The organism is Dickeya chrysanthemi NCPPB 402 (assembly GCF_000406105.1).
GTDB lineage: Bacteria > Pseudomonadota > Gammaproteobacteria > Enterobacterales > Enterobacteriaceae > Dickeya > Dickeya chrysanthemi.
On record NZ_CM001974.1, the window covers coordinates 1,271,468 to 1,282,867 of the forward strand.

The 11,400-nt window shown below is 61.0% G+C and carries 10 protein-coding genes and 1 pseudogene; 8 read left to right on the forward strand and 3 right to left on the reverse strand.

Annotation, left to right across the window (positions count from 1 at the left end; all coding sequences use genetic code 11):
• Window positions 1–9: 9 nt before the first annotated feature.
• Genes DCH402_RS05835 through hutH (DCH402_RS05850) form a run of 4 tightly spaced genes read left to right on the forward strand, consistent with a single transcriptional unit; the run spans window position 10 to window position 3,729 of the window.
• Complete coding sequence (locus DCH402_RS05835) at window positions 10–732, forward strand: ABC transporter permease (protein WP_040000294.1); 723 nt, start codon at window positions 10–12, stop codon at window positions 730–732.
• Window positions 729–1,445 carry an ABC transporter permease gene (locus tag DCH402_RS05840; protein ID WP_040000295.1) on the forward strand — a complete coding sequence of 239 codons (717 nt, stop codon included), beginning with the start codon at window positions 729–731 and terminating at the stop codon, window positions 1,443–1,445. Before DCH402_RS05835 ends, DCH402_RS05840 begins: the two co-directional genes overlap by 4 nt.
• Entirely contained in the window at window positions 1,438–2,220 is a 783-nt protein-coding gene (locus DCH402_RS05845) for an ABC transporter ATP-binding protein (RefSeq protein ID WP_040000296.1), read from the forward strand. The genes DCH402_RS05840 and DCH402_RS05845 overlap by 8 nt, the downstream gene beginning before the upstream one ends.
• Before the next feature lie 12 nt (window positions 2,221–2,232).
• Window positions 2,233–3,729, forward strand: coding sequence for a histidine ammonia-lyase (gene hutH, locus DCH402_RS05850; RefSeq protein ID WP_040000297.1), 1,497 nt, complete (start codon window positions 2,233–2,235; stop codon window positions 3,727–3,729).
• 36 nt (window positions 3,730–3,765) lie between these two features.
• Here hutH (DCH402_RS05850) and hutC read toward each other — a convergent pair whose 3' ends face one another.
• Window positions 3,766–4,509 carry a histidine utilization repressor gene (hutC, locus tag DCH402_RS05855; protein ID WP_040000298.1) on the reverse strand — a complete coding sequence of 248 codons (744 nt, stop codon included), beginning with the start codon at window positions 4,507–4,509 and terminating at the stop codon, window positions 3,766–3,768.
• Between the two features lie 337 nt (window positions 4,510–4,846).
• Here hutC and DCH402_RS05860 point away from each other — a divergent pair, with 337 nt between their 5' ends.
• The 4 genes and pseudogenes from DCH402_RS05860 (at window position 4,847) to hutU (ending at window position 9,383) form a co-directional block, all read left to right on the forward strand.
• Complete coding sequence (locus DCH402_RS05860; protein WP_040000299.1) at window positions 4,847–5,611, forward strand: YkgJ family cysteine cluster protein; 765 nt, start codon at window positions 4,847–4,849, stop codon at window positions 5,609–5,611.
• A 257-nt stretch (window positions 5,612–5,868) separates the two neighbouring features.
• Window positions 5,869–6,015 (forward strand): annotated as a pseudogene (locus DCH402_RS22195) (ABC transporter ATP-binding protein); the annotation flags it as partial.
• Between the two features lie 106 nt (window positions 6,016–6,121).
• Window positions 6,122–7,678: a histidine ammonia-lyase gene (hutH, locus tag DCH402_RS05865; protein ID WP_040000300.1), complete on the forward strand. Its 1,557-nt coding sequence runs from the start codon at window positions 6,122–6,124 to the stop codon at window positions 7,676–7,678.
• A 13-nt stretch (window positions 7,679–7,691) separates the two neighbouring features.
• Window positions 7,692–9,383: a urocanate hydratase gene (hutU, locus tag DCH402_RS05870; RefSeq protein ID WP_040000301.1), complete on the forward strand. Its 1,692-nt coding sequence runs from the start codon at window positions 7,692–7,694 to the stop codon at window positions 9,381–9,383.
• A 144-nt stretch (window positions 9,384–9,527) separates the two neighbouring features.
• Here hutU and DCH402_RS05875 read toward each other — a convergent pair whose 3' ends face one another.
• Window positions 9,528–10,214: a GntR family transcriptional regulator gene (locus DCH402_RS05875; protein ID WP_012769006.1), complete on the reverse strand. Its 687-nt coding sequence runs from the start codon at window positions 10,212–10,214 to the stop codon at window positions 9,528–9,530.
• A 137-nt stretch (window positions 10,215–10,351) separates the two neighbouring features.
• A partial coding sequence (locus DCH402_RS05880) for a mannitol dehydrogenase family protein (RefSeq protein ID WP_040000302.1) occupies window positions 10,352–11,400 on the reverse strand: 1,049 nt, incomplete at its 5' end.

The following is an 11,400-nucleotide window of genomic DNA, read 5'->3' on the forward strand; positions in this document are numbered from 1 at the left end:
GGAAACGGTATGCTGACCCTGTTAGGTTTCAGTGATCAGGGGTGGGGCGGCCTGCTGGCGATGGCGGCGCTGACCACGTTGTGTCTGACGACGGTGGCGTTGCTGGTAGGCGCGCTGGTCGGCGCGGCGGTTGCTGCGGCCAAACTGTCCACGCGCCGGCTCTGGCGCGTGGCGGGAGAAACCTATTCCATCGTGTTTCGCGGCATTCCGGAACTGCTGATCATTTATCTGTTTTATTTTGGCGGTTCCGGCGTGCTGACGCAGGTCGGCCGCTGGTTCGGGGCCGACGGGTTTATCGAACTGCCGCCTTTTCTGATCGGTGCGCTGGCGATTGGCCTGATTTCGGCATCGTATCAGGGCGAGGTGTACCGTGCGGCACGTCTGGCGGTGAGTAGCGGTGAACTTGAAGCGGCCAGCGCGATGGGGATGTCGCGCTGGCGCATCGGGGTGCGGATCCTATTGCCGCAGGTGATGCGTTTTGCCTTGCCGGGCTTGTCCAACGTCTGGCAAATGAGTCTGAAGGATTCGGCGCTGGTATCGGTTACCGGCATTATCGAACTGATGCGCGCCAGCCAGATGGCCGCCGGCTCTACCCGCGACTATTTTCTGTTCTACCTGGCCGGTGCGGCGCTCTATCTGGTGCTGACCGTGTTTTCCAATACCGCGTTTGCCCGGCTGGAACGGCTTTTGTCCCAGCCTTATCACCGTAAAACGCTACAGGAGCCGTCATGATCGATATGGCCTTTCTGACCCAAACGTTTCTGCGGTTATTGTCGGCGCTGCCGGTGACGCTGGGGTTATTTTTTGCCTCGTTCGCCGTCGGGGTGGTGCTTTCGGTGCTGCTGGTGGCGATGCGGGTGAGTGCCGTCTGGCCGCTGAGCGGGTTTGCCCGTCTGTATATGCTGGTCTTTCGCGGCACGCCGCTGCTGATTCAGCTATTTCTGGTCTATTACGGACTGGGGCAGTTCAGCGTGGTGCGCGACAGCCTGTTCTGGCCGGTGCTGCGCGACCCGTTCAGTTGCGCGGTGCTGGCGCTGGCGTTGTGCACCGCGGGTTATACCGCGGAAATTCTGCGCGGCGCGCTGTTATCCATTCCCGCCGGGCAGATTGAAGCCGGACTGGCATGCGGCATGTCGCGCTGGCTGCTGCTGCGCCGCATCATTGCGCCAATCGCGCTGCGTCACGCGCTGCCCGCCTGGTCGACCGAGGCGATTTTGCTGATCAAATCCACCGCGCTGGCCAGTCTGGTCACGGTGTGGGATGTCACCGGCGTCGCGCAACAGATTATCCAGCGCACCTACCGCACGCTGGAAGTGTTTGTCTGTGCCGCGCTGATTTACCTGCTGCTGAACTTCATTATTGTCAGGGTGTTTGCCTGGCTGGAACGCGCCTTGTCGCCCAATCTGGCCGCAGTGCCGACGTCTTTTGGGAGAGAGCATGAATAAAACCGCCCCCATCACGTTATCGATGATCGATATCCGTAAATCATTCGGCACGCTTGAGGTGCTCAAAGGCATCTCGCTGGATGCACGCAAAGGCGAGGTGATTTCGCTGCTGGGTGCCAGCGGGTCGGGCAAGAGCACCTTTTTACGTTGCATCAACCTGCTGGAAACGCCGGATGACGGCACCGTCGCCGTCAGCGGCGAAATGATCCTGATGAAGCGTCACAAACTCGGCCATCAGGTCGCGGCTGACCGTCGTCAGGTGGAGCGGATGCGTACCCGGCTGGGGATGGTATTCCAGAATTTCAATCTGTGGAGCCACATGACGGTGCTGCAAAACGTGATTGAGGGGCCGCTGCATATCCTCAGGCGTTCGCGTGCCGAGTGTGTCGGGCAGGCTGAGGCGTTGCTGGCGAAAGTCGGGCTGTACGAGCGGCGGCATTTTTATCCGGCGCAGCTTTCCGGCGGCCAACAGCAGCGAGTGGCGATCGCCAGGGCATTATCGATGGAGCCTGAGGTGATGTTGTTTGATGAACCGACCTCGGCGCTGGATCCGGAACTGGTCGGCGAGGTGCTGAAAGTGATGCGCGGGCTGGCCGAAGAAGGGCGCACCATGCTGGTGGTGACCCATGAAATGGGGTTTGCCCGCCACGTCTCCAGCCGGGTGGTATTCATGCATCAGGGGCGGATCGACTGCGAAGGCGCGCCCGATGCGATGTTCGGCGGCGAAAGTTCGCCGCGTTTTCAGCAATTTATCGCCAGTCACCAGACGGTATAGGAAGGCAATGCTATGAACACCGAAGTGTGCTGGGGAGACGCGCCGCTAACCTGGCGCGAACTGGTGCAGGTGGCGCGCCACGGCGCGCGTTTGAGCCTGAGCGACGCGGCCTGGCGACGGATACATCAGTCGCGGCGCATCGTCGAGCAGATTGTCGACAGCGAAACGCTGGCCTATGGCGTCAATACCGGGCTGGGCGCGTTATGCAATGTGACCTTGCCGGTAGCGGATCTGGCGCGGCTGTCGCGCAATACCTTGCTCAGTCACGCCTGCGGCGTAGGGCCGCGGCTGCCTGCCGAACAGACCCGCGCCATCCTGTGCGCGGCGATCGCCAATTACAGCCACGGCAAATCCGGGATTCAGCCGGATATCGTGCAGGCGTTGCTGACGCTGTTGAATCAGGGCGTCACACCCTGCGTGCCGTCGCAAGGCTCGGTGGGGTATCTCACCCACATGGCACACATCGGGCTGGCGCTGATCGGCGTCGGCGAAGTGGAATGGCAAGGTCAGGTATTGCCGGCATCACAGGCGTTGCAACGTATTGGCGTGGCGCCGGTGACGCTGGGAGCGAAAGACGGGCTGTCGCTGGTCAACGGCACGCCGTGCATGACCGGGCTGGCTTGTCTGGCGCTGGATGATGCCGCGCGGCAACTGGACTGGGCCGATGTAACCGGCGCGATGAGCTTTGAGGCGCTGCGCGGGCAGGTAGTCGCTTTTGACGCCGAGGTGTTGGCGCTGAAACCGAGCTCGGGTATTCAACAGGTCGGGCAGCGCCTGCGCGCCCTGTTGGCCGGGAGCCGGATCATCGCCGAAAGTGAAGGGATTCGCACGCAAGATGCGCTGAGCCTGCGATCCATTCCGCAAATTCATGGTGCCTGCCGTGATCAGTTTGCCTCGTCGGCGCAACGCATCGAGATGGAGCTGAATGCCGCCACCGATAACCCGTTGGTGCTGGGCACGCCGGAACAGTGGCGGGTCGTCTCGCAGGCGAACCCGCACGGCGAAGCGGTGGCGCTGGCGGCAGACAGCCTGGCGCTGGCGTTATGCGAACTGGCGGGCGTGGCGGAACGGCGGCTGGACCGGCTGATCAATCCGCTGGTGAGCGGGTTGCCGCCGTTTCTGGTCGCCCAGCCGGGGGTGAACTCCGGCATGATGATCGCCCAGTATGTGGCCGCCTCGCTGTGCGGCGAGAACCGCCAACTGGCGCAGCCCGCGGTGGTGGATAACTTTGTTACCTCCGGCTTGCAGGAAGATCATCTGAGTATGGGCACGCCAGCGGCGCTCAAGTTGCTGAAACTGACTGAGAACGTCTGGCAGGTGTTGGCTATCGAATATCTGCTGGCGGCACAGGCGCTGGATTTTCTCGGCCCGGATAACGCGGGCGCGGGAACGCGGCTGGCCTGGCAACGGTTGCGTCAACAGGTTGACGTCTGGCAGGAGGATCGCTGGCTGGCGCCGGATATTGCCCGTGCGGTACAGGTGCTGCGCAGCCAGGATTTCTCCTGGTAACACCTGGTGCCTGGCCCTGACGAGCAAGGCGAGGCATCAGAAACGCCCGAATAGCTGATAACGGGAACCAGGGTAAAACAGCCGTGCGGCGGTGACGACCCGCGAGCCGTGCCAGGTGCGGCGGCGAATCAACAGGCAGGGTTCCTGTTCGCCCAGCGCCAGCAGGTTGCGCTGGTGCGGTTCGGCGGCGACCGCCTCCACCCGGTGCTCGCCGGCGGTCAGCGGTGCGACGCGGCTCAGGTAGCTGTGCGGCGTATCCAGGGTAAAATCCTGTTGCAGGTAGTCCGGCGCCACCTGCGGGTTGACGTAACGAATTTCCAGTTGTACCGGCACATCGTTCTCATAATGCACGATTTGCGAATGGAACAGCGGTTGGCCGGGGGCGATGTCCAGTTGCGCGGCTTGATCGGCATCGGCGCCGAGGGTTTCCAGCACCAGCACCCGACTGCCGTGGCGATGACCACGGGCGGCGATTTCATCGGCGATGTTGTGCACTTCCAGCATGGCGGTATGCGCTTTCTGCTCCGCCACAAAAGTCCCTACACCCTGCATCCGTACCAGAAACCCTTCGCTGGTTAACTCCCGCAACGCCCGGTTGATGGTCATACGGCTGACGCCCAGTTCGTTGACCAGCTCGCTTTCCGACGGTACTCGCTGATGCGGTTGCCAGGCGCCGCTGCGAATCTGGCTGATAATGGCCTGTTTGACCCGCTGGTAGATTGGCGCAGGGGTATCGCTCATCGCGGCAGCGAGTTGGGAAGCGGTTTGCAGGTCGGTCAAGGCACTATCCTCAAAGGCAACAGATGAGCGCAGTGTAGCGAACAACGACCAGTCCTGTATAGACAACTGTGATGACGACACGCGTGGCTCATGGCCGGACTTCCTCATGACCACACGGATTCATCCGGTTGATCAGCGAGCCACGACAGTCTGGTAGACGGTGGTTTGTAAATTTATCAAAATATCGCCACTTAACGTTATCACAACGTTATCTTTACCAAACCTTGATCATTCATACGTAATTCAGACAAAGCGCTGAAGGCGGTGTCGTGAGTTGAGGGTCAGAGTCGTTTTATTTCTGCTTTGTGCGCGTCGTTTAAATAAGAGTTGATAAGCAATGGATACAGCATTTTCCTGTGTGGGGTGCGGCAAATGCTGCACGGGTCACCATGTTCCCCTGACCCTGGCTGAAGCAAAAGAGTGGGCGCAGGACGGTGGGCAAATCATCGTTCTGGCGGAAGGGTTTTTGCATAACGGTATAGGTATTCCGCCCGAGCAGCGGCAACATGCGCAGTTACGTTCCTGTGATGTGATCAGTGGCGATACCCGGGCGTTCATCTCCATTATCTTCGCGACTTACAATCCGGCTACCTGCCGACATCTGGATGACGATATGCGTTGCCGGATCTATGAGCGGCGTCCGCTGGTGTGCCGCATTTACCCGATGGAGATTAACCCGCATATTCCGCTACGACAGATCAACAAAGATTGCCCGCCGGAAGCCTGGCAGCAGGGTGCGGCGCTGATTGTGTCGGACCGGCTGGTGGATGCCGAAACGCAGGCGCTGATTGAACGTTCCCGGCAGGCGGACCGCGAGGATATCTACTTTAAAGCGTCGATTTGCAACTGGCTGGGGATCGCCACCAGCGCGCTGAAAGGTGATGGTTTCACCGCCTATCTGCCGGACATGACGGCCTTTATGTCGGCGCTGGAACTGGCCGGGCAATTCAGCGCCGAAGAGCATGCCGAAGCGTCGCTCAGCCGGGCATGGCAGTTCCACGTTTCCGGCGAGGACGTGCTGGAAACAGTGAAACAGGCCGGTGCCGAGGCGGTAACTGGGCCGTCTCAGTATTATGGTTTTATCGGTTTTAGTGCCGCCTGACGGTGTGATAAACGGCGTACTGCCGTTTGCATGGCTGAAAACAGGGCAGAGCGCACCGTTATAGGGCGCTCTGCCGATCCTTATCTGAGGTCGCTCCCCCGTTCCCGCCGCATACTCCTGCATTTTTCCCCGGCGGTTCGTCAGCCTCGCTGTGCTGGCATGGCTCTTGCTTGTATAGACAAGATTATACACTTGAAGTCTCTTGGTGGTTGGTTCGCGGCAACCGCCGACAGGATTGATGACGCGATGGTTGGTGCCGGTCGGAGCGGATGAAAACCGCAGTGGCGGTGGATTTTCCCTGGCCGAGAGACTATACCCTTAACACCTCGCCGGAATTTATGGCGCTGAAAGCGCAGGTGACTCAAGAGATTCGCAGTGAAACCCGACAGGCGCCGGCGCATTGAGCGGCGTACCTGGGGATGCAGCATGAGACATGTGTACCGGCTGGATAATGGAAAATGAGGGCAGCCGGATTTTTTTAGCCTTACTTGTCTATACAGGATTAGATATATGTCACAAACCCGAAGCTATTGCCTGACGCCCGGCGCAGTGGATCTCGCCACGCTGCGTGCTATTTATCGGGGAAACGTCGCGTTGACGCTGGCGGAACAGGCGCGCGCGGCGGTGGCGGCGGCGCAGGAAACGGTGCAGCGCATTGTGCGTCAGGACCGGGTGGTCTATGGCATCAACACCGGTTTCGGCAAGCTGGCCCAGACCCGCATTCCGGCCGACCGGCTGGCGGAGCTACAGCGTAATCTGGTGTTGTCGCACAGCGTCGGCATCGGCGATCTGCTGCCGGATGATGTGGTGCGTCTGGTGATGGCGACCAAGGTGATCAGTCTGGCGCGTGGTCACTCCGGGGTGCGGTTGCAGGTCATCGACACGCTGCTGGCGCTGTTCAACGCCGGCGTTATGCCTTGTATCCCGGAGAAAGGATCGGTGGGCGCCAGCGGTGATCTGGCGCCGCTGGCGCATTTATCGCTGCTGTTGTTGGGCGAAGGGCTGGCACGGGTCGACGGTGAGCTTATCCCGGCGGCCGACGGGCTGGCGCGGGCGGGCGTCGAACCGCTGGTGCTGGGGCCGAAAGAGGGGCTGGCGCTGCTCAACGGCACGCAGGTCTCCACCGCGCTGGCGCTGCGCGGGTTGTTCGAGGCCGAAAACGTGTTTGCCGCCGGATTGGTGGCCGGCGCGTTGTCGCTCGAGGCAATCAAAGGCTCGGTGAAGCCGTTCGATACCCGCATCCATCAGGCGCGCGGCCAGCAGGGGCAGATGGCGGTAGCGGCGGCGGTCAGCGCCTTGCTGGCGGACAGCGAGATTTTACAGTCACACGCTCACTGTGGCCGGGTGCAGGACCCGTACTCGATTCGTTGCGTGCCGCAGGTGATGGGCGCGTGTCTGGATAATTTGCAGCACGCCGCCCGCGTGCTGGGCATCGAAGCCAACGCCGCGTCGGATAATCCGCTGGTGTTTCCGGAAACCGACGAGGTGATCTCCGGCGGCAATTTCCACGCTGAGCCGGTGGCGTTCGCCGCCGACATCATCGCGCTGGCGGTGGCGGAAATCGGTGCCATTGCCGAACGGCGCATGGCGCTGCTGCTCGACAGCACGCTGTCCGGGTTGCCGCCGTTTCTGGTTACCGACGGCGGCGTCAACTCCGGTTTTATGATTGCCCAGGTCACTGCCGCCGCGCTGGCGTCGGAAAACAAGTCGCTGGCTCACCCCGGCAGCGTCGACAGCCTGCCGACCTCCGCCAATCAGGAAGATCATGTATCGATGGCGACCTACGCCGCCCGTCGGCTCGGCAGCATGTGCTTTAACACCGCCACCGTGGTGGGGATTGAAGCGATGGCCGCCGCGCAGGGTATCGACTTCCATCGCCCACTGAAAAGCTCGCCGTTGCTGGAGCGCGAACTGGCGCAGGTGCGTGAACAGGTGGCGTTTCTGGACCACGACCGCCTGATGGCCACAGATATTGACCTGATGCGCCGGTGGGCCGGCCGTGAGCGCTGGCCGTCCGTCATCACCGCATTGTTACCCAGTTATGCCGTTGAACCGGCTTCTGTTTGATAAGGAACCTGCTATGACCACCTCTTCTTCAACGACGTCTGCTGTTGCCCGTATCGTCCGCGCGCCGCACGGTACCGAACTGCATTGTGAAAACTGGCTGATCGAAGCCGCCTACCGCATGATCCAGAACAACCTTGACCCGGATGTGGCCGAGCGTCCGGAGGATCTGGTGGTGTATGGCGGCATTGGCAAGGCCGCCCGCAACTGGGCGTGCTTCGACGCGATCCTTGCCAGCCTGCGCCAGTTGAAAGCGGATGAAACTCTGCTGGTGCAATCGGGCAAACCGGTCGGGGTGTTTCGCACCCACGGCGACGCCCCGCGCGTATTGATTGCCAACTCCAATCTGGTGCCGCATTGGGCCACCTGGGAACACTTCCATGAGCTGGATAAAGCCGGGCTGATGATGTACGGCCAGATGACCGCCGGATCGTGGATTTATATTGGCGCGCAGGGCATCGTGCAGGGGACTTATGAAACCTTCGCCGAAGCGGGTCGCCAGCACTATCACGGCGATCTGAGCGGCAAATGGATCCTCACCGCCGGTCTTGGCGGCATGGGCGGCGCGCAGCCGCTGGCCGGTGTACTGGCCGGTGCCAGCGTGCTGGCGGTAGAGTGTCAGGAGTCCCGCATCGATTTTCGGTTACGTACCCGTTATCTCGACTATAAAGCCGGCAACCTTGACGAGGCGTTGGCGATCATCGCCGATGCCTGCGCGCAGAAGAAAGCCGTTTCCGTCGGCCTGCTCGGCAACGCCGCCGAGGTGCTGCCGGAACTGGTGAAACGCGCCAAAGCAGGCGGCATGAAACCGGATATCGTCACCGACCAGACCTCCGCTCATGACCCGCTCAACGGCTACCTGCCGGCTGGCTGGAGCGTGGCGCGCTGGCAGCAGGAACGTATCAGCAAGCCGGAGGCGGTAATGAAAGCCGCCTGCGCCTCGATGGCGGTGCATGTGCAGGCGATGCTGGATTTTTGCCACATGGGCGTGCCCACCGTGGATTACGGCAACAATATCCGGCAGCGTGCGTTTGATGAAGGTGTACGTAACGCCTTTGATTTCCCCGGCTTCGTCCCGGCCTATATCCGCCCGCTGTTTTGCGAAGGCAAAGGGCCGTTCCGTTGGGTGGCGCTGTCCGGCGACCCGGAAGATATCTACAAAACCGACGCCAAACTGAAAGCACTGTTCCCGGATAATCATCACCTGCACCGCTGGCTGGACATGGCGCGCGAGCGCATCGCCTTTCAGGGGTTGCCGTCGCGCATTTGCTGGCTGGGGCTGGGAGAACGGCATCTGGCCGGGCTGGCGTTCAACGAGATGGTGCGTAACGGTGAGCTGAAAGCGCCGATCGTTATCGGCCGCGACCATCTGGATTGCGGCTCGGTGGCGTCGCCTAACCGGGAAACGGAAGCGATGCAGGACGGCTCGGACGCGGTATCCGACTGGCCGTTGCTCAACGCGCTGCTGAACACGGCGGGCGGTGCTACCTGGGTGAGTTTGCACCACGGCGGTGGCGTCGGCATGGGCTTTTCCCAACATGCCGGGATGGTGATCGTCTGCGACGGCAGCGAACAGGCCGATGCCCGGCTGGCGCGGGTACTGTGGAACGACCCGGCCACCGGCGTGATGCGCCACGCCGACGCCGGTTACGAGGTTGCCACCGCCTGTGCGGCAGAGCATCGGTTGAATTTGCCGATGGTGAAATAGAATACGCCGACGTTAAGAGCCTATTGAGATAGGCTCTTAGCGTGGCTTGAGCCGACTGGCGGCTCAAGCCATCATTCAGCGAGACAGGCTGTGACGGCTAAAAACGAGCGAATCAATATCGGCGCGGTTTGGGGCGTCACCGGCTTAGGGCAGTTCAAACCACTCCCGGTTCTGCTCGGCGATAGGGGTAATGGAGTGAATCATTTCCTGCAGATGCCCGCTCATCGCTTTTTCCACCGCATCCGCATCACGGGCTTTTAATCCATTGAAAATCACATAGTGCTGCTCAATCAGGCTGGCCGGCGGCGACACCTGGCTGAGGCTCAGGAACCGCACCCTGTCCATCGTGGCTTTGATCGATTCGATGGTTTCCCAGGCCAGCGGGCATTTGGCTATCTGCGTCAGTAACTGATGGAAATCATCGTCCAGACTGAGAAATTCGCGTATTTGTTCGTTTTGCGCCGCCAGCTCCTGACGGCGCAGATTGTGCTCCAGCATCAGCAACTGTTCGTCAGTAATAAACTCGACAGCCCGGCGTACGATCGCACATTCCAGCGCCTGACGGATAAAACGGGCGTCGGCCACGCGCTGTTCGGAAATCTTCATCACGAATGTGCCGCGCTGCGGCAGAATCTGTACCAGCCCGGCTTCCGCCAGTTTGATGAACGCTTCCCGTACCGGCTGACGAGAGACGGAAAAGCGCATTGAAATTTCCTTTTCAGACAGGAGTTTGCCGGGCGGGATCGTGCATTCCACGATGTCTTTACGCAATACGCGGTAGATCTGCTGATTAACAGGTTCGTTACTGTTGATTTGAGAGTAGTTATCCATGCATCCGTGGGGTATTTAAGCCATTTGTCGTCATGATACATGGTTAGCCGACGCCTTATCCATAAGGGGCGTCATTTTCCCGGCGGGTCGATACCGCACAGGCGGGGCGGGGTGCCGGCCTGTGCGTGTCGGGCGGGTTATTGCGTCAGCGCTTGTAGCGTGGTTTTAACGCCATGATTGACCAGCGACAGGTAGTAGCGGGTCACCGTCTGGACAAAGCGGCTGTCGGCGGGCAGGTCGCGGCCAAAAATGGTCTCCTGCGCCAGCAGCGCCCGCACACGGGCTTCCCCCTGTTCACTGTGTTGGACGGCCAGCGCCAGCGCTTCTTTCAGCGGATCGCTGATGTCGATCGGTTGGCCCTGTTCATCCACCCCGCCGACATAGCGCATCCAACCGGCGACGCCCAGCGCCAGCATGTCGAATCGGCTGTCGTGCGCCAGATGCCAGCGTATGGAATCCAGCATACGTTGCGGCAGCTTTTGCGAACCGTCCATGGCGATTTGCCAGGTGCGGTGTTTTAGCGCGGTATTACGGTAGCGTTGTAATAGCGCGTCGGCGTAGGCCGCCAGATCGACCCCACGAGTGTGCAGCGTCGGCGCCTGTTCTTGCAGCATCAGATGCCGGGCGGCGGCCACCAGCGCCGGGTCTTGCATGCAGTCGCTGATATGGGCATAGCCGGCCAGATAGCCTAGATACGCCAGAAAAGAGTGGCTGCCGTTGAGCATACGCAGTTTCATTTCTTCGTACGGCAACACATCCTGCACCAGCTCCGCGCCCACCTTTTCCCAGGCCGGTCGGCCATTGACGAAGTGGTCTTCAATAACCCACTGTGCAAACGGCTCGCAGGCGACGCCGACCGGATCGTCCACACCGAGTTGCCCGGCAAGCTGGCTTAGCGTCTCGGCGGTGACCGCCGGGACAATGCGGTCCACCATGGTGGATGGGAAGGTGGCGTGTTGATCTATCCAGACCGCCAGTTCCGGGTCGAATGCGCGGGCGTAAGCCAGCACGACGTTACGGGTGACGCGGCCGTTTTCCGGCATGTTATCGCACGACATCACGCTGAACGCCGGCAACCCGGCGGCTTTGCGACGCGCCAGCGCCGCCACGATAACGCCCGGCGCAGAGCGGGGCGCAGACGGATGAGCGAGATCGGCGGTAATCAGCGGGTGATCCAGCAGCAACT

Coding starts and splice junctions, on each gene's coding strand:
- hutH (WP_040000300.1), top strand. CDS start 6,122: ATGTCACAAACCCGAAGCTATTGCCTGACGCCCGGCGCAGTGGATCTC.
- hutH (WP_040000297.1), top strand. CDS start 2,233: ATGAACACCGAAGTGTGCTGGGGAGACGCGCCGCTAACCTGGCGCGAA.
- DCH402_RS05845 (WP_040000296.1), top strand. CDS start 1,438: ATGAATAAAACCGCCCCCATCACGTTATCGATGATCGATATCCGTAAA.
- DCH402_RS05840 (WP_040000295.1), top strand. CDS start 729: ATGATCGATATGGCCTTTCTGACCCAAACGTTTCTGCGGTTATTGTCG.
- hutU (WP_040000301.1), top strand. CDS start 7,692: ATGACCACCTCTTCTTCAACGACGTCTGCTGTTGCCCGTATCGTCCGC.
- DCH402_RS05875 (WP_012769006.1), bottom strand. CDS start 10,214: ATGGATAACTACTCTCAAATCAACAGTAACGAACCTGTTAATCAGCAG.
- DCH402_RS05860 (WP_040000299.1), top strand. CDS start 4,847: ATGGATACAGCATTTTCCTGTGTGGGGTGCGGCAAATGCTGCACGGGT.
- DCH402_RS05835 (WP_040000294.1), top strand. CDS start 10: ATGCTGACCCTGTTAGGTTTCAGTGATCAGGGGTGGGGCGGCCTGCTG.